General features: G+C 60.8%; 24 protein-coding genes. 9 read left to right on the forward strand and 15 right to left on the reverse strand.

The genetic code is table 11. The annotated features are described in order from the left end of the window. Window positions 1-15 precede the first annotated feature (15 nt). Window positions 16-663 carry a response regulator gene (locus tag HX839_RS22365; RefSeq protein WP_017477281.1) on the forward strand — a complete coding sequence of 216 codons (648 nt, stop codon included), beginning with the start codon at window positions 16-18 and terminating at the stop codon, window positions 661-663. Here HX839_RS22365 and HX839_RS22370 read toward each other — a convergent pair whose 3' ends face one another. The 6 genes from HX839_RS22370 to HX839_RS22395 all read right to left on the reverse strand — a co-directional run bounded on the left by HX839_RS22370 (window position 664) and on the right by HX839_RS22395 (window position 6,505). Then, entirely contained in the window at window positions 664-1,158 is a 495-nt protein-coding gene (locus tag HX839_RS22370) for a fimbrial protein (RefSeq protein WP_003218900.1), read from the reverse strand. Beyond that, entirely contained in the window at window positions 1,155-1,622 is a 468-nt protein-coding gene (locus HX839_RS22375) for a fimbrial protein (RefSeq protein WP_003218898.1), read from the reverse strand. The genes HX839_RS22370 and HX839_RS22375 overlap by 4 nt, the downstream gene beginning before the upstream one ends. 10 nt (window positions 1,623-1,632) lie before the next feature. Beyond that, window positions 1,633-2,544 carry a fimbrial protein gene (locus tag HX839_RS22380; protein WP_236260813.1) on the reverse strand — a complete coding sequence of 304 codons (912 nt, stop codon included), beginning with the start codon at window positions 2,542-2,544 and terminating at the stop codon, window positions 1,633-1,635. 1 nt (window position 2,545) lies between these two features. Next, window positions 2,546-5,122: a fimbria/pilus outer membrane usher protein gene (locus tag HX839_RS22385; protein ID WP_177067696.1), complete on the reverse strand. Its 2,577-nt coding sequence runs from the start codon at window positions 5,120-5,122 to the stop codon at window positions 2,546-2,548. Window positions 5,123-5,163: 41 nt separating this feature from the next. Then, a complete protein-coding gene (locus HX839_RS22390; protein ID WP_003218892.1) occupies window positions 5,164-5,859 on the reverse strand; it encodes a molecular chaperone in 696 nt (231 codons plus the stop codon). A 67-nt stretch (window positions 5,860-5,926) separates the two neighbouring features. Further along, entirely contained in the window at window positions 5,927-6,505 is a 579-nt protein-coding gene (locus HX839_RS22395; protein WP_003218890.1) for a fimbrial protein, read from the reverse strand. Between the two features lie 437 nt (window positions 6,506-6,942). Between HX839_RS22395 and mqo the strand changes: the two genes are divergently transcribed. Next, entirely contained in the window at window positions 6,943-8,589 is a 1,647-nt protein-coding gene (gene mqo / locus HX839_RS22400; protein WP_177036279.1) for a malate dehydrogenase (quinone), read from the forward strand. Between the two features lie 85 nt (window positions 8,590-8,674). Here mqo and HX839_RS22405 read toward each other — a convergent pair whose 3' ends face one another. Continuing rightward, entirely contained in the window at window positions 8,675-9,328 is a 654-nt protein-coding gene (locus tag HX839_RS22405; RefSeq protein ID WP_008437644.1) for an NADPH-dependent F420 reductase, read from the reverse strand. A 97-nt stretch (window positions 9,329-9,425) separates the two neighbouring features. Between HX839_RS22405 and HX839_RS22410 the strand changes: the two genes are divergently transcribed. Then, window positions 9,426-10,322: a LysR family transcriptional regulator gene (locus HX839_RS22410; RefSeq protein WP_173883044.1), complete on the forward strand. Its 897-nt coding sequence runs from the start codon at window positions 9,426-9,428 to the stop codon at window positions 10,320-10,322. Here the strand turns inward: HX839_RS22410 and HX839_RS22415 are convergent. After that, window positions 10,319-11,167: a LysR substrate-binding domain-containing protein gene (locus HX839_RS22415; protein WP_177067697.1), complete on the reverse strand. Its 849-nt coding sequence runs from the start codon at window positions 11,165-11,167 to the stop codon at window positions 10,319-10,321. The two genes, HX839_RS22410 and HX839_RS22415, sit on opposite strands and share 4 nt — an antisense overlap. Window positions 11,168-11,264: 97 nt before the next feature. Between HX839_RS22415 and HX839_RS22420 the strand changes: the two genes are divergently transcribed. Further along, window positions 11,265-12,164 (forward strand): DMT family transporter, encoded by a 900-nt coding sequence (locus HX839_RS22420; protein ID WP_177067698.1) that lies wholly within the window; start codon window positions 11,265-11,267, stop codon window positions 12,162-12,164. 160 nt (window positions 12,165-12,324) lie between these two features. Further along, entirely contained in the window at window positions 12,325-12,654 is a 330-nt protein-coding gene (locus tag HX839_RS22425) for a YXWGXW repeat-containing protein (protein WP_023659079.1), read from the forward strand. A 15-nt stretch (window positions 12,655-12,669) separates the two neighbouring features. On the opposite strand, the gene HX839_RS22430 is transcribed toward HX839_RS22425, so the two are convergent. The 3 genes from HX839_RS22430 to HX839_RS22440 form a co-directional block, all read right to left on the reverse strand. After that, window positions 12,670-13,044: a hypothetical protein gene (locus tag HX839_RS22430; protein WP_032899669.1), complete on the reverse strand. Its 375-nt coding sequence runs from the start codon at window positions 13,042-13,044 to the stop codon at window positions 12,670-12,672. 74 nt (window positions 13,045-13,118) lie between these two features. Beyond that, window positions 13,119-13,514 (reverse strand): PIN domain-containing protein, encoded by a 396-nt coding sequence (locus HX839_RS22435; RefSeq protein WP_003218874.1) that lies wholly within the window; start codon window positions 13,512-13,514, stop codon window positions 13,119-13,121. After that, a complete protein-coding gene (locus HX839_RS22440) occupies window positions 13,511-13,825 on the reverse strand; it encodes an AbrB/MazE/SpoVT family DNA-binding domain-containing protein (protein WP_003218872.1) in 315 nt (104 codons plus the stop codon). Before HX839_RS22440 ends, HX839_RS22435 begins: the two co-directional genes overlap by 4 nt. A 98-nt stretch (window positions 13,826-13,923) precedes the next feature. Here HX839_RS22440 and HX839_RS22445 point away from each other — a divergent pair, with 98 nt between their 5' ends. Further along, window positions 13,924-14,316 (forward strand): RidA family protein, encoded by a 393-nt coding sequence (locus tag HX839_RS22445; protein WP_003218870.1) that lies wholly within the window; start codon window positions 13,924-13,926, stop codon window positions 14,314-14,316. 1 nt (window position 14,317) lies between these two features. On the opposite strand, the gene ppnN is transcribed toward HX839_RS22445, so the two are convergent. Together ppnN and HX839_RS22455 are read right to left on the reverse strand one after the other, a co-directional pair. Then, window positions 14,318-15,691, reverse strand: a complete 1,374-nt coding sequence (gene ppnN, locus HX839_RS22450) for a nucleotide 5'-monophosphate nucleosidase PpnN (protein WP_003218868.1) — start codon at window positions 15,689-15,691, stop codon at window positions 14,318-14,320. A gap of 147 nt (window positions 15,692-15,838) precedes the next feature. Continuing rightward, a complete protein-coding gene (locus tag HX839_RS22455; protein WP_008437659.1) occupies window positions 15,839-16,663 on the reverse strand; it encodes an aspartyl/asparaginyl beta-hydroxylase domain-containing protein in 825 nt (274 codons plus the stop codon). Between the two features lie 384 nt (window positions 16,664-17,047). On the opposite strand from HX839_RS22455, the gene fabV reads away from it, so the two are divergent. Next, on the forward strand, window positions 17,048-18,241 hold the full coding sequence (gene fabV / locus HX839_RS22460) for an enoyl-ACP reductase FabV (RefSeq protein WP_003218863.1): 1,194 nt from the start codon (window positions 17,048-17,050) through the stop codon (window positions 18,239-18,241). Window positions 18,242-18,341: 100 nt separating this feature from the next. Then, window positions 18,342-18,965, forward strand: coding sequence for an HAD family phosphatase (locus tag HX839_RS22465; protein WP_177019500.1), 624 nt, complete (start codon window positions 18,342-18,344; stop codon window positions 18,963-18,965). Here the strand turns inward: HX839_RS22465 and HX839_RS22470 are convergent. After that, on the reverse strand, window positions 18,962-19,867 hold the full coding sequence (locus tag HX839_RS22470) for a LysR family transcriptional regulator (protein WP_003218860.1): 906 nt from the start codon (window positions 19,865-19,867) through the stop codon (window positions 18,962-18,964). The genes HX839_RS22465 and HX839_RS22470 overlap by 4 nt on opposite strands. A gap of 103 nt (window positions 19,868-19,970) precedes the next feature. Here HX839_RS22470 and HX839_RS22475 point away from each other — a divergent pair, with 103 nt between their 5' ends. Beyond that, the gene (locus HX839_RS22475; RefSeq protein WP_102368414.1) at window positions 19,971-21,140 is read left to right on the forward strand and encodes an aspartate aminotransferase family protein; all 1,170 of its coding nucleotides are present in this window, start codon (window positions 19,971-19,973) and stop codon (window positions 21,138-21,140) included. Window positions 21,141-21,205: 65 nt separating this feature from the next. Here the strand turns inward: HX839_RS22475 and punR are convergent, their stop codons facing one another. Continuing rightward, window positions 21,206-22,138 (reverse strand): DNA-binding transcriptional activator PunR, encoded by a 933-nt coding sequence (punR, locus tag HX839_RS22480; RefSeq protein WP_003218855.1) that lies wholly within the window; start codon window positions 22,136-22,138, stop codon window positions 21,206-21,208. Window positions 22,139-22,257 lie beyond the last annotated feature (119 nt).

A 22,257-nucleotide genomic window follows, 5' to 3' on the forward strand; every position in this document is an offset into this window, starting at 1 on the left:
CAAGGAAGATAAAGAATGCGAGAAATGAACGTTGTGATCGCCGATGACCACCCGATCGTACTGGTGGGCGTGCGCGAAATTGTGCAGCGTGATTCACGCTACAGCCTGGTGGGCGAGGCGGTCAGTTCCAGTCAACTGATCGAGCAGTTGCGCAAGCACCGGCCGCAAGTCCTGATCACCGATTTCAACATGCCGGGTGACGACACCTATGGCGATGGGTTGAAGCTGATCGAGTACATCCTGCGTCACTTTCCCGCGACCCAGGTGCTGGTGCTGACCATGATTTCCAACAGCCTGATTCTCACCCGCTTGCAGGAATTGGGTGTGGCCGGGGTGATCCAGAAGAACCACCTGCACGGCGAGATCGAAAAGGCCCTCGGCGCGATCAGTGCCCAGCGCAGTTACCGCGCACCGGAGCCCGCCGCGACTTCGGTCTTGGCCAATGTGACCCAGGTGCAGGCGCGCTTCCAGAGCCTGTCGCCACGGGAGATGGAAGTGCTGCGTTTATTCGTGACGGGCATGAGCGTGAGCGATATCGCGCGGCAGTTGAGCCGCAGCAACAAGACCGTCAGCGCGCAGAAGATTTCGGCCATGCGCAAGCTGGAGGTGGACAGTGACCAGGCGCTGCTGACCTATTGCATCGAAGCCCGGCAGTTTCAGTAATCAGCGGTACGTCATCTGCATCAACAGGGTGGCTTTGTAGCTACCCGCCTCGGGCAGCTCGCCCAGGGACACGGGCTTGACGCGCAGGGTCAGCGCCAACGGTTCGTCTTCTACCGGCCAGGTGCCGGTTTGGCCCAGGCCGATCCCCGGCTTGTCGGTCTTGTCACGCAATTGCACCTGCAACCCCAGGGATGGGAGATTGGTGAGCAGCACCGGGCTGACGGTGAGGGCCCGGGCCATGCCCGCCGACAAACTCAGCTCGACCTGAGCGCCCGCCTGACAGTCGAAGACCAGCGGCACATCGGTGGCGACGGTGCTGCCGTCGGCCAACTGGTTGAGGTTGACCTTGCCCAGGTCCACCTGTTGCGTACTCGGAAACCTTGCGGTGCACGGCGGTGCGGTCAGCTTGCCGCTGACGTCGATCTGCGCTTCTTCCGCCGCTTGCGCAAGGGCGGTGCTGGCTACGGCCAGCAGCATCCAGGCGAGCGCTTTCATAGGTAATTGAGGGTCATGACCATCGACGAGGTGAACGCGCCCGGCGCCAGCGTGCCGCGTTCGACCAGTTGCGCCTTGAGGCTGATATCCACGTCGCCGCTGAGGTTGGTGTATTTCTTGACGGTGCCATTGAGGTTTGCCGCCGTGTTGTCCGCCCACAGCAACGACACACCGAGGTTATCCGCCGTGGTCTTGGCCACGGTGGAGGTGTAGGTGCCGTTATTGGACGTGAAGCTGACATTTAGCGAAGAACCCGACGAGCACTTCAAGCGCACCGGCACTTCCACAGTGCCGGTGGTCGCCACCTGGTCAGTACGCACGTCGCCAAATGCGGCGGTCAGGGTTGTGCCGGTACTCAATACGCACGGTGGGCGGGTGAGGGTGCCGCTGACGGTGATATTCACCACGTCGGCAGCGTGAGCGGTGCTGCTGAGCAGCATCAGGGCGAGCAGTGGAGTTTTCATGGCAAGGCCCTCATTGATAGTCGATGTTCAGCGTGTATTGGCTCTGAAACGCACCCGTCGGTGATTGCCCGGCCGCCAGTTGTGGCTTGAAGCTCAGGTTTACGTCATTGCTGCCCACGCGTAACTGCATAAAGCGCGGGGTAGTGAAGTTCACCGGGTTCAGGGTGTCGGTCCACAGCGCCTGCATGTTCAGACCTGCCAGCGAGGTGCGCGTCACACCGGTAGTAGGGCTGACTACCGTCTGGTTTGGAAGCAGGTAGACGTTGGCTCGCATCTGCGCCGAGCATTTAATTGACACTGTGGTCGACTGCATCTGGTTATTGAGGTCGCTGTTGCTGATAGAGCCGAAGCGCAGGTTGACGCTGCCGGGTGAACTCAGGCTGCAGGCAGGCGGGACTACGGTGTATGAAAACCCTGTGTTAAGAAACCACTCGCCATAACCCAGCCAGTTTTCCGAGGTAACGCCCAGCAACACCCCTATCCAACGTGTGCCTGCAGTTTGGGGTGCTGTGCCCACCAGAATGTAGCGGTAAGGCACCACAGTATTAAGGGGTAGAGGCCGGCAGTAGCCGCCCAGGCAATTGCGGCTGTATTGGCCGATATTCAGATCGTATAAATAGATGTTGTTATACGGGTCGGACCATCTCAACGGGGCTTGATTCGGGCCGCTCATGTAGTTGATTCGCGTATTTAAACCGGCTGAATAGGGGAATGCGCGGCGAACGGTGCACGTGCCCTCGAAGACGATCCTGATCGCCTGGCCCGGTGTAAACGTGTAGCCGCCGCTCGGAACGCCTGGCACTGTGCAGTTGAGATTCCCTTCGACCAACGCTTGCGCCTGTTGTGAAAGGCAGCTCAATACTGCGCACAACAGCGCAAGCATCAGCCGTCCACGCACCTTATGTGTTGCTTTAACGATCATGTCAGGAATCCTTGGCACCCGACCCACCGGCCGCGCGCTCACATTGAATATTCATTTGGGTGATGCCGCCGTCGGCAGGCGCTGTTTCGTCCAGCTTCAATTCACGGCTGCACCACGGCTGGCCGTCGACGCTGACCAACAACCGCGCCTCGGGCGGCACGCCGGTCAGGAACGCGCGGCCTTTGTCGGCCACCAGGGTGTTGCCGAGGGCGCGGCCATCCGGGGCAAACAATTCGGCGCGGGCGGCAAACGGCGCTGCTTCGCCAAGGGTGTCGCTGATGCGAAACAGGATGCGTTGGCCGCGCCGGGTGTCGAAGTCGGCCAGTACAAACGCGCCGCGGTTTGGCGTGACTTCCTGCACCGGCTCGGCGATGTCGACGTCAGACGGCATCGACTGGGTGTCCAGCGACACGCGGTTTTTGCGATAGGGCAGGGCCTGCGGCACCACGGTGTAGCCATTGCTGTTGGTGCGCACACCGCGCTTGTTGCTGATGCCCACGTCGGCGGCGCCCGGTGTGGCGACGATCACATTGGTTTCGCCCAATGGCTGGCTGAACATCAGGTTGCTGCCATACGCCACCACCGAACCTTCGACGCCCATGTCCAGTTGGCGGCTGCCGGTGGTCTCGTTATAGGCACCGCGCACAATCGCGTTGGGCGCGTCGTATTGCGCGGCGAAGGTGCCGCCGGTCTGGCGTTGCGCGCCGCTGACTTGCTGCGACACACCCGCGCTGTAGGCCAGCGTATCGTCCTCGAACGCGTTGCCGCTCAGGGTCGCGGTGCGTGATGCCGAGCCCCGCGCGCTCTGGTTCATGTTGGCCGTAACGCGCTGGCTGCGCGTGCCGCCCAGGGGCATGCTGATGCTCAGGGACAGGCTGCGGTCGTCGCTGTTGGCGCCTTTGTTCAGGCCCAGCCCAAGGGAGTAGGAAATGTCCCCGACGCTCGCGCTGTATCCCAATTGGATCGAGGTGTCGGCCTTGCTCTTGTCCCAGTAGGCGGTTTTCGACACGTTGGCATAGACCCCGCCGTAGCCGCCCAATTGCTGCGACACGTTGGCGGTGAAGTTGCTTTTCATGTGGCCGCTGCGGTACGTGTCCAGGGTTTGCTCGGTGCTGCGGCTGTTCAGCGCTTCGTTGAACGAGTAGTAGCCGCCGGTGGAGTAGCGGTAGCCGATCAGGCTGAAGTTGGTGTCGGTGGCCGCCAGGGACTTGGAATAGCGAAAGCGAAACGACTGGCCGCTGGACGTGGTTTTCTCCCGGCCCACGGCGTCGCTGCGGGCGTGGGTCACGTCCACCGAGATCGCGCCAAAGCCGGCAAAGTCGTGGGCAAAACCCAGCAGGCCGGCGTTGTATTGATTACTCAGCAGGCTGCCGCCAAACAGCGTGGTGCTGCCGCTCAAACCGCGTCGTAGGGAGGCCTGGATAAATGTTGGGGTTTGCTGCACAAAGGACGATTGCGCCGGGCGGTATTGGCCGGCGAATACCGAATAGCTTTGCTGGCCTTCGCGCAGCATGTAGGGCACCGACGAGAACGACTGGGTGTAGATCTGGCGCTGGCCGTCCGGGCCTTCCACGGTGACTTCGATGTCGCCATTGCTGGCGGTGGGGTACAGGTCGGTCAAGGCGAACGGCCCCGACGGCACCCATTGCTCATGGATCACATAGCCGCGCTGGCGGATGATCACCCGCGAGCGGCCATTGGCAATGCCGCGAATCACCGGGGCGAATTCGCGGGCCTGGTCGGGCAGCATGTCCAGATCAGAGGCGATGCCCAGCCCGCGATAGGGGATCGCGTCAAACAGGTCGCCTTCGGTGGTGGAATCGCCCAGGGTGGCGATCGCCATCATATTGCCCATGTCGCGCTGGGCGTAGGTTTCCAGCGACTCCCAGCGCCCGGGCGTGGTGCTGCCTTTTTGCCAGGTCGAAAAATTGCGCAGGCGCCAGGCCCCGGCATTCACGCCGCTCCTCAGGCTGCCGAACTGGTCCTGGCGGCGGCCGGTATCGGACTCCACGGTGCTGCCGGTGAAGCTGTAGTTGGTGAAGGCCACCTGTTCGCCGTTACTCCATTGCCGACGGCGCACTTCAAAAGGGACGCTGCCCAGGTAGGCCTGTGGGATTTCAATCGACAGGATCTGGCGGTTGAAGTCGTAGTCGTAGCTCACGCCGGCCAGGCCCTGATCGAACGCAATGCAGGTGGGGTCGGCGTCGGTGCGGTTTTGCAGGGCCGTGTCGGCCACGCCCTGGGCGCGGAAGAACTCGACATCCAGGCAGGGGAACAGGCCGGTGCTCGAGCGTTCCTGGGTGCCGGTGGCGCGGATGAAACGCACATCACGCTGTTCGATCGAGCGCTGGTTGAGCTGGATATCCACCCGGTAAATCCCCGGCAACTGGCCGTCGCTCATGGCGCTGACCTGTTGTTTCACAGCGGCCGAACTCTGCCCGCCGCCGATTTCGAGAAACGACGCATCGAACTCGTAGCCGGCGTGTGCGGGGGCCAGGTGCAAGGCGGCGGCGGCCACGAGCGGGCAGCCGAAAGCCTTCACGGCGCAACGGCGCATGACTGGGAATGAACGGAGCATGGTCGTTCCTGAAAAGGCGTTCCGGGGTTGTCGCGTGGGTATCAGTGAATGCGGATGACGGGGGCGGTCACGATGCTGCCGTAGTCATCGATGTAGCTCAGTTGCACTTCATCGCCGGCCTTTGCCTGGATCGGCAGCTCACGCGCTTCGCCTGGGCGCAGCACATCCGGCGCCTGGGTGATCGGCAGGCCGTTGAGCTTCAGTTCGCTGACCACCACGTGCAGCTTGGAGGCGTTATTGACGGCCAATGCACCCGCTTGGGCCTTCCAGTTCACTTGCGCCACCGCGTCCTTGAGCGAACCTTTGAGGCCGGCCGGGCGGTAGAACAGTTTGATCGTGGTCTTGAGCGCGATCTGCAGCACGTTCTTGCCTTTTTGATCGTCGCTCATGGCCGGGATTGCCTTGACGTTCATCAGGAACAGGCTTTCGCGGTCCTGGGGCACTTCTGGGCCACCGGTAAAAATGATGCGCAGGATATTTTCCTTGTCGGCATCCAGCCGGAACAGCGGCGGCGTGACGATAAAGTTATCGACGCTTTCCTCGTTGCCACTGCCGAAGTGGCTGACCCAGGACTGCACGAGGTAAGGCGAGGTGTCGTCGCGGTTGCTGACGCTCAGGTTGGCTTCGTTGGAAGCGCCGTCGTAGATCAGTCGCGTGGCGCCGACGGTGACGGCGGCGTTGGCGGCGCTGTGCCAGAGCGGCAGCAGGGCGAGCAGAAGATAGACTTTCAAACGCATGACAGGGGGACCTCCGGAAGCCCGCGGGCCGGCGCGCGAACGCCTGGCCCACGGTGTTGACGAGCAATTACTTGTAGGTAACGTCGAAGCTGGCCAGCGCGTGCACCTGACCGGTGCTGATGCCGGAGGTGGTCACCGCGTCGTCGCCTTCACCGGTGGTGGTGTCGGCGACGGTGCGCACGTAGGCAGCGGTAAAGTCGAAGGTATTGGACTGTGCACGCAGGTCGTAATCGGCGGTCGGCGTGTTCAGTGGCAGTTTGTTGCCGTTACGGGAGTCGGTGATCTGGATCGCGATGCCGCGCACCTGGTTTTCACCGGTCAGGCCCAGTAATGTCGGGTCGCTGGCGTCTTGCTGGCCGCTGAAGGTGATCGCGACGTTTTTACGGGTCGCGGTGCTGCAGTTGTCCAGGCTGATGGAAAACGGCTTAGCTTTATCGGTGAGCACCGAACCCACGGTGGGCGCGAAGTCAGCGATGCGCACCGGGTCCAGAGTCACCGACTTGTTCACGTCGCCGGTGGTGATGGTGCAGGCGTTATCGGTGACGGAACCGGTGAATTCGATCTGCCCGTCCGCCGCCTGAGCGGTGCCGGCCAGCAACCAGCAAGCGCCGCAGGCGAGGGTGAGTTGGCTCAGTTTGTTCAGCATTGCAGTGCCTCTTTTAAGAGAAGGAAGGTTGTCTGCCTACCCGTCAGGTAAGCCAATCCATAGTGCAATGCTGTGATTTAGAGGCACATGAGACGGATCTTAAAAACTGGCGAACTGATGGCCGCCCGACCGCTGAGTCCATATAAGGCGCCGAGCGTGATATTCTGCGCGCCATCTTGGTCTAGCCTCTATCGAGTACGTACACCCGTATACGTCCCGGTGGTTAGCTGGCGCCCAGGTAGCTGAAGCCAATAATGATAAGAAGTCAGCGCAGAAGGGACATAAAAGTGAGGTCGATACGTCGGCCTTGTGTGCCCACCCTGCGGTCCCCGAATGAATGTGCACACCCCGCGGTGCGTTGCCTGGCGCAGCGTGATTGAGGGTTGCCCATGATCAGGGGCAGTGGGGCGGATGGCGTTTTATCATAGGTGCTACTGATGTTTAAAAAAGTAAACACTGCCCTGCTGGGGCTGGCTTTGTCGATGGGGATCACTTCCGTTCACGCGGAAGAGGCAAAGAAAGTCGATGTGCTGCTGATCGGCGGCGGCATCATGAGTGCAACCCTGGGTGTGTGGCTCAATGAGCTGCAACCGGACTGGTCGATGGAGATGGTCGAGCGCCTCGATGGCGTGGCCGAAGAAAGCTCCAACGGCTGGAACAACGCCGGTACCGGTCACTCGGCTTTGGCTGAGCTGAACTACACCCCGGAAGACAAGAACGGCAACGTTGAGATCCCGAAAGCGGTCGAGATCAACGAAGCGTTCCAGATCTCCCGTCAGTTCTGGTCCTGGCAGGTTCAGCAGGGCGTCCTGAAGAACCCGCGTTCGTTCATCAACTCCACTCCGCACATGAGCTTCGTGTGGGGCGATGACAACATCAAGTTCCTGAAGAAGCGTTACGAAGCGCTGCAGGCGAGCCCGCTGTTCGCCGGCATGCAGTACTCCGAGGACCCGGCGCAAATCGCCAAATGGGTTCCGCTGATGATGGAAGGGCGTGACCCGAACCAGAAAATCGCGGCCACCTGGACCCCGATCGGTACGGACGTGAACTTCGGCGAGATCACGCGCCAGTTCGTCGCTCACCTGCAAACTACGCCGAAGTTCGACCTGAAACTGTCGAGCGAAGTGCAGGACATCACCAAGAACGCCGATGGCACCTGGCGTGTCAGCTACAAGAACCTGAAAGACGGCACCAAGACGGAAACCGACGCCAAGTTCGTGTTCATCGGCGCGGGCGGCGGTGCACTGCACCTGCTGCAGAAGTCGGGCATTCCTGAAGCCAAGGAATACGCGGGCTTCCCTGTTGGCGGTTCGTTCCTGGTCACCGATAACCCAACGATTGCCGAGCAGCACCTGGCCAAGGCCTACGGTAAAGCTTCCGTTGGCGCACCGCCGATGTCGGTTCCGCACCTGGATACCCGCGTGCTGGATGGCAAGCGCGTGATTCTGTTTGGCCCATTCGCTACCTTCTCGACCAAGTTCCTGAAAGAAGGCTCGTACCTGGACCTGCTGACCAGCACCACCACCCACAACATCTGGCCAATGACCAAAGTCGGTATCCGCGAATACCCACTGGTCGAGTACCTCGCCGGCCAACTGATGCTGTCGGATGACGACCGCTTCAAGGCGCTGCAAGAGTACTTCCCGAACGCCAAGAAAGAAGACTGGCGCCTGTGGCAGGCCGGTCAGCGTGTGCAGATCATCAAGCGTGACGAAGAGCAGGGCGGCGTCCTGAAACTCGGTACCGAAGTGGTCAGCTCCGCCGACAACACCATCGCCGGCCTGTTGGGTGCATCGCCAGGCGCGTCCACCGCGGCTCCGATCATGCTGACCGTGCTGCAGAAAGTGTTCAAGGAACAGGTTGCTTCCCCGGCCTGGCAGGAAAAGCTGCACCAGATCGTGCCTAGCTACGGCACCAAGCTGAACGACAGCCCTGAAGCTGTGGCTAAAGAATGGGCCTACACCGCCAACATTCTGCAGCTGACGCCTCCACCTGCGATTCCGCAGCTGACTGCTCCGAAAGCCACCGAGGCTGCAAAGCCTGCGGCTGAGCCGAGCAAGCCAGCTTCTGACATCGCGCTGTAAGACGTTGGTGAGGTCCTGATTCAGGGCCTGCGCAACGTAAAAAGCCCGCTGAACCGGTGACGGTCAGCGGGCTTTTTTGCAGGTGTCACCAATGAGCGGGTACTTCGACCTGCCGCTCTGCAGCTGCCAACGCTGCCTTCAGTCCCTCTTTATCCAGAGGTATGCAGTACGCCGGCTTGGCGCGTTCAAACCGCCAGCTCTCATCCAGCCCACCGGCATCTACTGCGTCGAAGCCGATCTCGTCCAGCAGGGCGATGACTTGCGCCTTGGCTGCCGGGTCATCCGCCGCGACCGGGAGCGCGCGCCGGTCGGGTGCGCCGCGGCTGCGAGCATCCTGGGTCAGGTCCGGCGCCAGGATAGCGTTGAACACTTTCACCACATTTGATTGCGACAGGTGCTCGGCCACCAACCGGCTGGTGGTGGTTTCAAAGCGGTCGAGCACGGGAATATGGCCGTCGCGGTTAGGGTAGTAGTTGTTGGCATCCATCACGGTTTTGCCTTCCAGCCACTGCGCCGGCACGCTGCGGTAATGTTCGAACGGAATCGCCAGCAGGACCAGTTCGCCAAATTGCGCGGCGTCTTGCGCAGTACCCACTTGAACCCCACGAATGCCACTCAGCACGCTGCTCATCGACTGCGGGCCGCGGGAGTTGCTCAACATCACTTCATGGCCGGCCGCCAACGCCAACTGCGCAACGGCGCGTCCGATAAAGCCTGCTCCGATAATGCCAATTTTCATGTCGGTGCTCCTGAGTTGAGAGAGACGTTATGATGATTGGCTACTGGATGAGGATAAATGGCCGTTCTGGTCTTGGTGTTGTTACTGGGAGTGGTGAATGATGGACCGCCTTTCAAGCATGAGTGCCTTTGTGATGGCTGCCGAACTGGGGTCCTACGCCCGTGCTGCCGAACGCCTGGGAATGTCGCCGCAGATGGTAGCCAAGCATGTGGCGGCGCTGGAGCGGCGGCTGGGCGCACGCCTGCTCAACCGCACCACACGCCGGCAAAGCCTGACGGAGTTGGGAAGCGCGTACTACGAGCGCTGCAAACATATCCTGACAGAGGCAGAGGCCGCAGACTCCCTCGCCCAGATCATGAATGACACACCACGGGGCAAGCTCAAGATCAGCGCCCCAGTGACTTTTGGCTCCTACAGCCTGATGCCACTGGTGACCGAATTTTTACGCGACAACCCCGAGGTGGAAATCGACCTGCACCTGACCGACCGGTTTGTCGACCTGGTGGAGGAGGGCTACGAAGTGGCGTTCCGTATCGGCCCGCTGGCGAACAGCAGCCTCACCGCCCGGCCGCTGCAGCCCTACCGCCTGGTGGTCTGTGCGGCACCCAAATACCTGGCCGAGCGCGGCACGCCGCTGACGCCCGCTGACCTTGAACACCACGAGTGCCTGGGATACGCCTACTGGTCACGTCCGGCTGATCGCGAATGGTCGTTCTACCAAGGCGCCGTCCTGCACAAGGCCCAGGTCGCCAGCCGCCTGCACGTGAATGAAAGCCGGGCCTTGATGTCGGCCGCGCGGGATGGTTTCGGGATTGTGCTGGGGCCTGAGGATTTCTTGCGCTCGGCGCTCAAGAGCGGTGAGTTGGTGCGAGTGCTGCCGGACTATGAGGCGCCAAGTCGGCAGATGCATTTGCTCTACACCGCGAATCGCCAGCGCACCGCCAAGCTGCGGCGATTTGTCGATGCGGTGCTGTTGCGTTTCGGACCACCCTAGACGCTGAAGCCGGCCTTGACCTGCTCATACAGATGCAATGCCAACAGGTTGCTGCTGTCGCCAAGCAGGTACAGGTGATGCAGCGGCAGCGGCGGCAGTTCAGCTCCAGCAATCTGGCGCGTCAATCCCTTACCCATGCGGCTTTCTTCCACCAACCCCACCGCCATGCCACTGCGGATACACGCTTCAACAGCGGGCGAACTCGCGCTTTCCAGCAGCACCCGATAGTAAGTGCCGTGCTCCTTCAGCGCTCGAATCGCTGCAGCGCGATAAGGGCAACCTGTCAGTTGCACGGCAATCGGCAGCGGCGCCTGCGGAGGGCAGCTGAAGTGTTCGGCGGCCACCCATAGCGGCTGGATTTCTCCCAGGCGCTCGCCTTGTTCCAACGGCTGGGCGCTGACAATCAGGGCCAGGTCCAACTGCCTGCTGGCGAACAGCGTGAGCAGTTCGCCACTGGAGCGCGCCTCTACCTCCAGTTCCAGCAGTGGGTTGTCGGCGACCAGGCGGGGCAGGAACTCCCGCATGAAGTCTGGCGCGTAGGAATCAGGCAAACCCAGGCGAATCTTGCCCTGCATGCGTTGCGGCTTGAGGGAGGCCAGCAAGCGGTCGTGGCTCTTGAGGAATTCGGTGGTTTCGCCCAGGAGTTTCTTGCCGTACATCGTCAGTTCAACCCCCTGGTTGCTGCGGCTGAACAGGCGTTGGCCGACCTGGTCTTCGAGCTTCTGGATCTGCGTGGTCACCGTCGAGGCACTGCGATGCACATGATTGGCCGCTTCGTTGAATCGCTGGAAGCGGGCTACCGCGTGGAAAGTGCGCAACAGATCAATATTCAGTTGTTTGCTCATGATTCCACTTTTAAGGATTAGTGGTACAGATTATTCAAATATACAGAATCATGCGCGGCACTTAGCCTTTTGGTCAATCAAGCGAACCGGAGGCTCAATGAAGCGATCAACCGTGGGGCTGTTGCTGTTACAGGCGGTGTTCGTGCTGTCGTGGAGTTCGGGGTTTATCGGCGCGAAACTGGCGACCCGGAGTGATGGCGTGTTCAACGTGCTGTTCTGGCGTTTCTTGCTGGTGTCGTTGTGCCTGGCGCTGTTTTTGAACGTGCGGCTGCTGAAGGTTTCCTGGGCACAGATCCGCCATCACGCGGTGGTGGGTTTCCTCTCGCAGTTTCTCTATTTGACCTGTGTCTACGTGGCGATCCAGAACGGTTTGCCGCCGGGGATTGCGGCGATCATCGCGGCCCTGCAGCCGTTGATGACGGCGGCGCTGTCATCGGGTAACCACGCTGAACGCAGCGGCGGCTGGCAGTGGCTGGGGTTGATGATCGGTTTTGCCGGCGTGTCGATCGTCATCTTCGGGCAATACCGCAACAGCGGGGCCGAAGTCGGGTGGGTCATGTATGCATTGCCCCTGGTGTCGGCACTCGGTCTGACCGTGGCCACGCTGTACGAACGGCGGGCGGCCCGCACTGACTCCGGCGGCCTGAGCCTGGCGTTGTTTATCCAGTCGTTGCTGACCTTGATCGGCTTTGCTGCAGCGGTGCTGTACACCGATACGCTGAGCATTCCGCGGACCCCCGACGTATTGATCTCCATCGTTTGGCTGACGGTGTTCTCTACCTTCGTGGCTTACCTGAGCCTGTGGATGTTGTTGCGCGTAATGACGGCTACCCATGTGGCGACATTGGTGTACCTGGAGCCTCCCGTGACACTGGTGTGGGCGGCACTGATGTTTGGCGATGAGATTCATGCGTCGACGTATGCAGGGATCTCCGTGGTGGTGGCCGGGCTGATTCTGGTGCGACTGAAACAGCCGGTCGCAGTCTGTGCCTCTTGAAAAGGTCAGTTTTTCTTTACCTGCTGTCTGCCCGTGGGTTCAGCAAGCTGACAGTTGGTACCTGTTAAAAAGTCTTATGGCCAAGCAGGAGCGCGGCTGGAACAAGGGGGCATTTTTTTTACCGGTATAAACGCTGGGCGGTTACGCCCGAGGATTCTGTATGTTGTTACGTTATGCGGCATTGGCGGCTTTGGTCGTCGCGGCTTCCGGGTGTGTAGAGGAGCGGGTCGTGCATGATCGACGACCGGTGCAGCGTGAATATGTAGAAGTCGTCGCGCCGCAACCGCCGCCGGTGCAGGTCATCGAGGTCGAGCCCGAAGGGCGGCCAGGTTACCTGTGGTCGCGTGGCTACTGGCGTTGGGAAGGCGGGCGCTATGTGGCGGTTCACGGCCACTGGGAGCCTGTACGGCCAGGTTATCGTTATGTTCACCCGCATTGGGAACAGCGTAACGACGGCTATCACTGGCAGGGCGGCGGTTGGGTTCGCTGACCGTTTTCCGATGGCTTAAATCGGCTTCTTCGTACCCAGAAGCCGAACTTCCCTGAGCAGCGCCGCGCCCAACTGACCGGTGCCAAGCTCCTTGTAACCTACCGCTTTAACATCGCCATTCTCTTCCGCCTGGATGAGGATCACCGGTGTTTCCTTGCCGGTGCCTTCGTCGACATGCATGGCGTACTGCGGGATATCCAGCTTGATCGGCGTGCCTGCCGCCTTGCCCTTCACATTGATCAGAAACGCCGCACAACCGGTATCCACATCCTGACTGGTAGCGGAGCGACCGCTGACGAAGCAGGTGTCGGGCAGGTCGGGCCAGGCGATGGCTTCGGCGAGGGTCAATGGGGACGTTAATGCCAGGCCGGCGAGAAAAAGCGTGCGCACGTTGGTCTTGTCTCTGGATAAAGTCAGTAAGGGCATTTTCTACCAAAGCCTTGACGCTTCTGCAACGCGACGCCTCAGGTCAGCCGCCGCATGCCGGTAGCCTTGGCCGCGCTGACATCAAATGTCGCCGTATATTCACAGCCTGCTGCGTGGGCGCAGCGTTCAATCAGGCAGTCGGCGAAATCGGCCCTGGTGCTTGTAAATCGCCGGAGTGCCTGCCAGATAACGTCGGCGTGCTCTACGGTCAGTTCGCGGGTACGCAGCAGCGTCTCCAGGACCGCAACCACTTCACTCTTGGCTGACTGGTAACTGGACTGCAGGACCCACACCAATTCCACTACTGAAACCAGGCTGACAAAACCCGGCGAGGCAGTGGTGAGCGACTCGATCAGTCTGGATGCCTTTGGCGATTGGACGGGATCATCCTGGGTGACGTAACGCACCAGCACATTGGTATCCAGTCCAATCATCGTGCTTTGGCTCCCTGTGCAGCGATGGCCAGGTTCATTTCTTCGATGCTGACGGGCTTGGCGGGTTTGCGGATCAGCCCTTTGAGGTCCAACACAGTCTTGCTGGCCGCGATGATCGCAAACTTGCCCTCTTCCATTTCGACGAATTCGACCCGGTCGCCAGTGTTCAGCCCAAGTGCGGCCCTGACTTGAACGGGAATGGTTATTTGGCCTTTTGAAGTGAGTGTGGCGGTAGCCATGTTGAAAGCCTCTCTCGTGATACTCCTTACCTTAGGGTAAGGAATAGTGGAGGGCAAGATCCATTGGTCCATAGGTTACTCATCTGGCGTGGGTGGGTCGGAACAGGTAAAACGATAGTCCGAACGTTTCCCGTCGACACGCCTGAAACCAGCCTTAAGAGATACAACATATGACCGACCGCCACCTCATCATCCCTACCTCCATGCACCCCATCGTCGAACGCGCCGGCTACGTCCCGGCGGTAAAAGTCGGCAAGACCCTGTACTGCGCAGGGCAGGTCGGCCGCACGGAACACCTGGAAGTCATCACCGACCCCGAGGCACAGTTCGTCGCCGCCTGGGAGAGCCTGCGCCTGGTATTGGAGGAGGGGGGCTGTACGTTTGAAGACGTGGTCGACATGACCACCTACCACGTGAACATGAGCGAGCACATGGCGGTTTTCCGTGAAGTGAAAAACCGCCTGTTCCCTCGCGGGTTGTGCGCCTGGACGGTCATTGGCGTATCAGAACTGGCCAACCCAGGCTTGCTGCTGGAGATCAAGTGCGTAGCGGTTCAGCGCTGACTCACTGCACCACGCGGTAGCACGGCACGTAGGCGGCGCCGCCTGGCAGTTTCATCCGGTGCTGCTCTACGAACGCCTTCAGCAACTCATCCAGCGGTTTCATGATCGCCGGGTCGCCATGAATCTCATACGGCCCGTTCTGCTCGATCAGGCGGATGCCCTTGTCCTTGACGTTGCCCGCCACAATCCCCGAGAACGCCCGGCGCAGGTTGGCCGCCAGTTCATGGGGCGGCAGCGCGTGGCTCAGTTGCAGGCTGGCCATGTTGGCGTGGGTCGGGTCGAACGGGCGCTGGAAGCCCTCGTCGATCTTCAGCAGCCAGTTGAAGTGGAACGCGTCGTTGCGCTCGCGGCGGAACTGTTTGACCGCTTTCAAGCCGACGGTCATCTGCCGTGCCACCTCAGCCGGGTCATCAATGATGATCTGGTAATGAGCCTGCGCCGCTTCGCCCAGGGTCGCGCCGACAAACGCGTGCAGCTGTTGCAGGTACGGCGCGGCGTGTTTCGGCCCGGTGAGGATCACCGGGAACGGCACGTCGCGGTTGTCCGGGTGCATCAGGATGCCCAGCAGGTACAGGAACTCTTCGGCGGTGCCGGCGCCGCCCGGGAAGATGATGATGCCGTGGCCGACGCGCACGAAGGCTTCCAGGCGCTTTTCGATGTCCGGCAAAATCACCAGCTCATTGACGATCGGGTTCGGCGCCTCGGCGGCGATTATCCCCGGCTCGGTCAGGCCCAGGTAGCGCCCGCCGGTAATGCGTTGCTTGGCGTGGGAAATGGTTGCGCCCTTCATCGGGCCTTTCATCACGCCGGGGCCGCAGCCGGTGCATACGTCGAGGCTGCGCAGGCCGAGCTCGTGGCCGACTTTCTTGGTGTATTTGTATTCTTCGGTATTGATCGAGTGCCCGCCCCAGCACACCACGATCTTCGGCTCGACGCCCGGGCGCAGGGTGCGGGCGTTGCGCAGCAGGTGGAACACGTAGTCGGTGATGCCCTGGGAGCTGCTCAGGTCGATGCGCTGGCTGTCCAGTTCGTTTTCGGTGTAGACGATGTCACGCAGGGCGCTGAACAGCATCTCCCGGGTACTGGCGATCATTTCACCATCGACGAACGCGTCAGCCGGTGCATTCAACAGTTCCAGGCGCACGCCACGGTCCTGCTGGTGGATGCGCACTTCGAAATCTTTATAGGCGTCGAGGATGGTCTTGGCGTTGTCGATGTGCGCGCCGGTGTTGAGGATGGCCAGGGCGCATTGACGGAAGAGGGTGTAGATGCTGCCGGTACCGGCTTCGCTCAGTTGCTGGACTTCACGTTGCGACAGCGTTTCAAGGCTGCCTTTAGGGCTTACGGAGGCATTGATGACTTGTCTTTGGGGCATTCTGATTCCCTGAAAGCACAGCCACCGGACCAGGCATGGCCAGTGGCTTGAGGATAGTGCGCGCCGTTTTCGGTCGCATTGGACTGGCATTTTCCCCGGCACTGGAGCCGAGCGCAAACACCGTCGCGCACCATCATGCCGCAGAAGTTACTGAATCAGCTTCCAGTTTTTGTAGAAAAACCGACGCAGGGTAAAGACTGCTCCGGCAAAGGCCGCGATCAGGCCGTTGAGCACCGACGGCACCAGGGTTGGCCGCACGATGTCGATGAACAGGCAGTAGCGCTTGGCGTCGTTCTTGTTGAAGGAGGCGTGCATCAGCGTGTCATCGAAGATAAACAGCGGATCATCGTGCCAGTAGTGTTTGTGCTTGCCGACCTGGATGTAGACGCCGTCGTGATGGGGCGCCGGTGCCATGTTGTAGAGCACGCGGAACATCATGCGCAGCGGGCCGAAGTGAAACGAGGTGGAACGGTTTTCGTTGAATACCGACACGCCGATGGTTTTCACGTAGGGCAGTTTTTCCCGCAGTTGCGGGATATCCAGGGTGGTCTCGATCGGGCGGCCGTACCATTGGAAAAACAGCATGCCGCGTTTTTTCTCGGCCATGCGCTCATCCAGGTACTGGATGATCTCGTCTTTGTTGGCCATGGCGTCGTCGATCACCTTTTGCAGGTCTTCGCGCCAGGCCGGCGGCAAGTCGTTCATTTTATAAACGTGGCGATTACGCTGGCTCAACAAATCGAACAGCGTGTTGAACGGTGCCAGCAGCCAGGTATTGCGCCCGTTGCCGATGAAATACTTCTTGATGGTCGCGCTGTCGTACAGGCCATTGCGTAGGAAGTCATACAGTCCACAGAACACCACCAGCAGCAGAAACACCAGGGTGGTCTTGGGGAAGCAATAAATGAACAGCAATACGCCAAGGACCCAAGCGGCGGATGCCAGGCGTTTGCGGATGACACTCTTACTCATGAAACTGGGCTCCATCGGACGGTTTTCGATTGCTTCAAAACCGTCCGCGATTGACTGGCAGGCCAGGCAAAGGAGTCAGTCAACCCGTGGGCATCATGCCCGAGCCGAAACATATCGAAATAATATGGTCATGATAGGGTGTTATCGCCCTCACGTGGCGTTTTAAATGCTGGAAATTTGTGAAGTCGCAGCACAGATTTTTACCGTTGTCCCCCTAAAATGCCTCGGCGGATGGTCAGGTCGGCGGTGTTGCGGATAGCATTTTGTGAACAGAAGATTTGCGACTATCGTGACGCTTCGGTTTTCCGGGCGTCATAGACCGGTACGATTGACGCTGTAATGGCCACCATTGGCCTTCGGCACCTTGGAAGAGGCAGAAATTTTATGATCATCAAACCGCGGGTTCGTGGCTTTATCTGTGTGACCGCTCACCCGGTTGGCTGTGAAGCGAATGTCAAAGAGCAGATCGACTACGTGACCGAACACGGTGCCATTGAAGGCGGCCCGAAAAAGGTGCTGGTCCTCGGGGCTTCCACCGGCTACGGCCTGGCCGCGCGCATCAGCGCTGCCTTTGGCTGCGGCGCCGACACCCTGGGCGTGTTTTTTGAGAAAGAAGGCGAAGAAGGCAAGCTCAGCTCTGCCGGCTGGTACAACAGCGCCGCCTTCGAGAAGTTTGCGCTGGAAAAAGGCCTGTACGCCAAGAGCATCAACGGCGATGCGTTCTCTGACGAGATCAAGCGCCTGACCATCGAAACCATCAAGAAAGACCTCGGCAAGATCGACCTGGTGGTCTACAGCCTGGCCGCGCCACGCCGTACCGACCCGCAAGGCGTGGTGCACAACTCCACCCTGAAGCCGATCGGCAAGGCTGTGACCCTGCGCGGCATCAACACCGACAAGGGCGTCGTGGTCGACACCACCCTCGAACCGGCCACCCAGGAAGAAATCGACGGCACCGTGAAAGTCATGGGCGGCGAAGACTGGCAGCTGTGGATCGACGCCCTGCGTGACGCCGACGTGTTGGCCGAAGGCGCCAAGACCACTGCGTTCACCTACCTCGGCGAGAAGCTGACCCAGGATATCTACTGGAACGGCTCCATCGGCGAAGCCAAGAAGGACCTGGACAAGAAAGTCCTGACCCTGCGCGAAAACCTCGCGGCGCTGAAAGGCGACGCCCGTGTGTCGGTACTCAAGGCAGTAGTGACCCAGGCCAGCTCGGCGATCCCGATCATGCCGCTGTACCTGTCGTTGCTGTTTAAAGTGATGAAAGAGCAGGGCACCCACGAAGGTTGCATCGAGCAGGTCTACGGCCTGTTCAAGGACAGCCTGTATGGCAAAGAGCCCAAGCTCGACGCCGACGGCCGCCTGCGCGCCGACCTCGCGGAACTTGAGCCTAAGGTTCAGGACGCGGTAGCGGCCCTGTGGAATCAGGTCTCCGATGACAACGTCAACGAGATCAGCGATTTTGCCGGCTACAAGGCGGAATTCCTGCGCCTGTTCGGTTTCGAGATCGACGGCGTGGACTACGACGCTGACGTGAATCCGACCGTGAAGATCAAGGGCCTGATTCAGGCTTAAGCGCTTGCGGTAACGAAGAAGCGGCCTCCAGGGGCCGCTTTTTTGTGCGCGTCATGCCAGACTGCGGTCGTTATCACACCCACGCTAACGGAGGATCTACATGACGATTCGTGCAGTCGTTTTTGATTTCGGCGGTGTCCTGTTCGACTGGAACCCGCACCATCTCTACCGCCAGCTGATTACCGACGACCGGGAGCGGCAACGGTTCCTGGACACCGTCTGCACCCAGGCCTGGAACACCGAGCAGGACGCCGGGCGCAGTCTGGCTGAGGGCACCCGCGCGCTGATCGCCGAACATCCGCAGCACGAGCCTTTGATTCAGGCGTACTACGACCGCTGGCACGAGATGCTGCGTGGTTCATTGCCGGAGGGCGTGGCGATACTCGAAGCGTTGCATGAGGCGAAGATGCCGCTGTTCGGCCTGACCAACTGGTCCGCCGAGACCTTTCCCTATGCCCGCGCCCACTATCCCTTCCTGCAGTATTTTCGCGACATCGTGGTGTCCGGCGAAATCAAGCTGATCAAGCCCGATCCTGCGATTTACCACGCCAGCCTGGCGCAGGTGCGCGCCCATTTGCCGGATATCCAGCCGGGTGAAGTGGTGTTTATTGACGACGTAGCCGGCAATATCGAGGCGGCCACTGCGCTGGGTTGGCAGGGGATTCACCACGTGTCTGCCGCGCAGACCCGTGAGCGCTTGATCGAGCTGGGGGCGAGCCTCTAGCGCGCCCATTTCTCCATGACGAAGTCCACGAACGCCCGCAGCTTGGGCAGGCGATAGCGGTCCTGGGCGTACAGCAAATGCATGGGCCGGCTGGGCAGTTGGTAGTCCGTCAGTAATGCCACCAGTTTACCGGCCCGCAGGTCTGGCTCGACCAGGGCGTCAGGCAGCATCACGATGCCCATGCCTTCCAGGGCAGCCTGGCGCAAGGCCTGCGAACTGTTGATGGTCAATGAGCCGGAAACCGGAATTTCCACGTCGCCCTCTGCGCCGCGCATTCGCCACAACTTGTCGGCGTTGCGCCAATCGTCGGTCGCCGGGTAAGCGAACGCCAGGCAGTCATGTTGCTGCAGATCATCGGGGCGTTGAGGTGTGCCACGGCGCGCCAGGTACTCCGCAGAGGCGCAGAGGGTGATGGTGTAATCCTGCATGGGGCGGGCAATCAGGCTTGGCGCGTCCAGGTCGCCCAAGCGGATGGCCACGTCGAACCCGCTGTCGACCATGTCCATCCGCTGGTTGCTCAGCACCACGTACAGCTTGATCTGTGGGTAGCGCTGGGAAAATTCGCTGAGCGCCGGTGCCAGGCGTTCGGTGCCAAAGGCCGGTGGTGCGGTGATCCGCAGCAGGCCCTTGGGCACGTCACTGTTGGCTTGTTCGGCCATCTGCTCGGAGTCGGCCACCAGGCCCAGCACCTCCAGGCAACGCTGGTAATAAATCCCGCCAAACTCGGTCAGGCTTTGCTTGCGCGTGGTGCGCTTGAGCAGGCTGACGCCCAGGCGTTGTTCCAGCGCGCGCAGGTGATTGCCGACCATGGTGGTGGACATGCCGCACGCCTGCGCTGCCGCCGTCATGCTGCCGGCTTCCACCACTTTTACGTACACCGTCATCGCCTGGAACAGATCCATTATCAAGCCCTGGTTTAAAGTGATCGCAGTGTTGTGCAGTTTATCCAGCTCGGGTGGCTAACGATACTGGTGCCATCACTACGATGCACTGGAGCCTGATGCCATGACCGCCGCCTGCCTGATGACCACTTATCAACCGTCGCCCCTGAGCTTTACCCGAGGCCTTGGCACGCGCCTGTGGGACCAGCAGGGCCGTGAATACCTGGATGCGGTGGCAGGTGTGGCGGTGACCAACGTCGGTCATTCCCATCCGCGGCTGGTAGCGGCCATCAGTGAGCAGGCCGGTTTGCTGCTGCACACCTCCAACCTCTACAGCATCGACTGGCAGCAGCGCCTGGCCCAGCGCCTCACCCGGCTCTCCGGGCTGGACCAGGCGTTCTTCAACAACTCCGGTGCCGAAGCCAACGAAACGGCGCTGAAGCTGGCCCGGCTGCATGGCTGGAAAAAGGGTATCGAACAGCCGCTGGTGGTGGTGATGGAGAATGCCTTTCACGGGCGCACCCTGGGCACCCTGTCCGCCAGCGACGGGCCTTCCGTGCGGTTGGGATTTCAAAAACTGCCGGGGGACTTTATCAAGGTCGGCTTCGGTGACTTGAAGGCACTGGAGGCCGTGACCCGGGAGTTTGGCCCGCGCATTGTTGCGGTGCTGCTTGAGCCGATCCAGGGCGAAAGCGGCGTGCAAGTCGCGCCGCCGGGCTATCTGAAAGCCTTGCGCGAGCACTGCACCCGGCAAGGCTGGTTGTTGATGCTCGATGAGATCCAGACCGGGATCGGCCGTACAGGTCGCTGGTTTGCCTTCCAGCATGAAGGCATCGTGCCGGACGTGATGACTTTGGCCAAAGGCCTCGGCAACGGTGTGCCGATTGGCGCGTGCCTGGCCCGGGCCGCTGTTGCGCAACTGTTTACCCCCGGCAGCCACGGCAGCACCTTCGGCGGCAACCCGCTGGCCTGCCGTGTCGGTTGTACGGTGCTGGAGATCATCGAAGAACAAGGCCTGCTGGACAACGCGGCGCAACAGGGTGAGCGGCTGCTGGCGCGCCTGCGGGTGGAATTGAACGAGCATCCCCAGGTGCTGGCGATTCGCGGGCAAGGGCTGATGATCGGCATCGAACTGGCAACGCCTCAGCGCGACCTGGCCCACCGTGCGGCGCAAGAGCATGGCCTGCTGATCAACGTCACGCGGGGCAAGATCATCCGCCTGCTGCCGCCGCTGACCATCGATGCCAAGGAAGTGGAGATGATCGTGCGCGCACTTTCCCGGCTTCTGGACTAAACACGGATGAGGCTGACGCGGAGCGTCACTGGCTGCATTCCCACGCAGAGCGTGGGAACGATCAGTCAAACGGGGTAGCCGGAGCCCACCTGCACCCCGTTCAGCCATTCCTGATTCAGGGTCTCGGTATCCCCCAGGTAATCCAGCAACCAGGCCATGGCCGGCGACAGTTTGTTCTGTGCCCAGGCCACGCACGACGGGCTGGCAGGGAAGGGCCGGGACAGTTGCAGGGCGCTCAGCTCGCCGCGCTCGATCCACGGCTGCACCAGGTGCGCCGGTGCCATGCCGACGCACAGGCCATCCCGCAGGCAATCAATCGCCGAAGCCCAGTGCGGCACCACCAAACGACGCTGGTTATCCAGGGTCCAGGTGTCGCGCTTGGGCAGGTTGCGCGAGGTGTCGGTCATGCACAGGGAGGCGAAGGGCCGCAGTTGGTCATCGCTGAGCAGGCCTTCGACCGCTGCCAGCGGATGCCGGCTGCTGACCACGCACAGCCAGTTCAGCAGGCCCATGTCACGAAATGTGAATTGACTGGCCACCGGCACCGCGCTGGTGGCGCCGATCACGATATCGGTGCGGTCATCGGCCAGGGCATCCCACACCCCGTTGTACACCTCGTAATCCAACAGCAATTCCACCTCCGGGAACTGCCGATAGAAATCCAGTACCAACTGCCGGCAGCGCTGCTGTTTAACGATGGAGTCCACCGCGACTTTCAACTGGCCACTCCAGCCATTTGCCACTTGCTGGCACAGCCGGCGGGTGCCGAGCATTTTTTTCATGACGCCGCGGGCTTCGTCGATGAACAATTTACCCGCGGGTGTCAGCTCCACATCCCGATGCCGTCGGACGAACAGCGGCACCGCCAGCCATTCTTCGAGTTGCCGCACGGTGTAGCTGATGGCTGACGGCACGCGGTGCAGTTCCTGGGCGGCGGCGCTGAAGCTGCCGTGGCGGGCCACTGCATCCACCACATCCAGGGAATATTCAGACCACATGGGGTTTGCCTTCAAAATTATTGATAAGAGTGTCCAATTATTATCGCTTCACAGGGATTTGCTCAGCTTCATAATAGGCGCCAGTCAGCAAATAGTTTGATGGCAGGTTATACAAGGCT

Source organism: Pseudomonas sp. I8001 (assembly GCF_013385345.1).
In the GTDB taxonomy this organism is placed as follows: domain Bacteria; phylum Pseudomonadota; class Gammaproteobacteria; order Pseudomonadales; family Pseudomonadaceae; genus Aquipseudomonas.

What these genes read in the sequence shown, in the direction of transcription:
- HX839_RS22365 (WP_017477281.1), top strand. Translation starts at nt 16, where the DNA reads ATGCGAGAAATGAACGTTGTGATCGCCGATGACCACCCGATCGTACTG.
- HX839_RS22445 (WP_003218870.1), top strand. Translation starts at nt 13,924, where the DNA reads ATGACCGACCGCCACCTCATCATCCCTACCTCCATGCACCCCATCGTC.
- HX839_RS22370 (WP_003218900.1), bottom strand. Translation starts at nt 1,158, where the DNA reads ATGAAAGCGCTCGCCTGGATGCTGCTGGCCGTAGCCAGCACCGCCCTT.
- HX839_RS22435 (WP_003218874.1), bottom strand. Translation starts at nt 13,514, where the DNA reads ATGATTGGACTGGATACCAATGTGCTGGTGCGTTACGTCACCCAGGAT.
- HX839_RS22475 (WP_102368414.1), top strand. Translation starts at nt 19,971, where the DNA reads ATGACCGCCGCCTGCCTGATGACCACTTATCAACCGTCGCCCCTGAGC.
- HX839_RS22385 (WP_177067696.1), bottom strand. Translation starts at nt 5,122, where the DNA reads ATGCTCCGTTCATTCCCAGTCATGCGCCGTTGCGCCGTGAAGGCTTTC.
- ppnN (WP_003218868.1), bottom strand. Translation starts at nt 15,691, where the DNA reads ATGCCCCAAAGACAAGTCATCAATGCCTCCGTAAGCCCTAAAGGCAGC.
- HX839_RS22375 (WP_003218898.1), bottom strand. Translation starts at nt 1,622, where the DNA reads ATGAAAACTCCACTGCTCGCCCTGATGCTGCTCAGCAGCACCGCTCAC.
- HX839_RS22440 (WP_003218872.1), bottom strand. Translation starts at nt 13,825, where the DNA reads ATGGACCAATGGATCTTGCCCTCCACTATTCCTTACCCTAAGGTAAGG.
- HX839_RS22425 (WP_023659079.1), top strand. Translation starts at nt 12,325, where the DNA reads ATGTTGTTACGTTATGCGGCATTGGCGGCTTTGGTCGTCGCGGCTTCC.
- HX839_RS22380 (WP_236260813.1), bottom strand. Translation starts at nt 2,544, where the DNA reads ATGATCGTTAAAGCAACACATAAGGTGCGTGGACGGCTGATGCTTGCG.
- HX839_RS22415 (WP_177067697.1), bottom strand. Translation starts at nt 11,167, where the DNA reads ATGAGCAAACAACTGAATATTGATCTGTTGCGCACTTTCCACGCGGTA.
- fabV (WP_003218863.1), top strand. Translation starts at nt 17,048, where the DNA reads ATGATCATCAAACCGCGGGTTCGTGGCTTTATCTGTGTGACCGCTCAC.
- HX839_RS22455 (WP_008437659.1), bottom strand. Translation starts at nt 16,663, where the DNA reads ATGAGTAAGAGTGTCATCCGCAAACGCCTGGCATCCGCCGCTTGGGTC.
- HX839_RS22470 (WP_003218860.1), bottom strand. Translation starts at nt 19,867, where the DNA reads ATGGATCTGTTCCAGGCGATGACGGTGTACGTAAAAGTGGTGGAAGCC.
- HX839_RS22390 (WP_003218892.1), bottom strand. Translation starts at nt 5,859, where the DNA reads ATGCGTTTGAAAGTCTATCTTCTGCTCGCCCTGCTGCCGCTCTGGCAC.
- punR (WP_003218855.1), bottom strand. Translation starts at nt 22,138, where the DNA reads ATGTGGTCTGAATATTCCCTGGATGTGGTGGATGCAGTGGCCCGCCAC.
- HX839_RS22405 (WP_008437644.1), bottom strand. Translation starts at nt 9,328, where the DNA reads ATGAAAATTGGCATTATCGGAGCAGGCTTTATCGGACGCGCCGTTGCG.
- mqo (WP_177036279.1), top strand. Translation starts at nt 6,943, where the DNA reads ATGTTTAAAAAAGTAAACACTGCCCTGCTGGGGCTGGCTTTGTCGATG.
- HX839_RS22465 (WP_177019500.1), top strand. Translation starts at nt 18,342, where the DNA reads ATGACGATTCGTGCAGTCGTTTTTGATTTCGGCGGTGTCCTGTTCGAC.
- HX839_RS22395 (WP_003218890.1), bottom strand. Translation starts at nt 6,505, where the DNA reads ATGCTGAACAAACTGAGCCAACTCACCCTCGCCTGCGGCGCTTGCTGG.
- HX839_RS22420 (WP_177067698.1), top strand. Translation starts at nt 11,265, where the DNA reads ATGAAGCGATCAACCGTGGGGCTGTTGCTGTTACAGGCGGTGTTCGTG.
- HX839_RS22410 (WP_173883044.1), top strand. Translation starts at nt 9,426, where the DNA reads ATGATGGACCGCCTTTCAAGCATGAGTGCCTTTGTGATGGCTGCCGAA.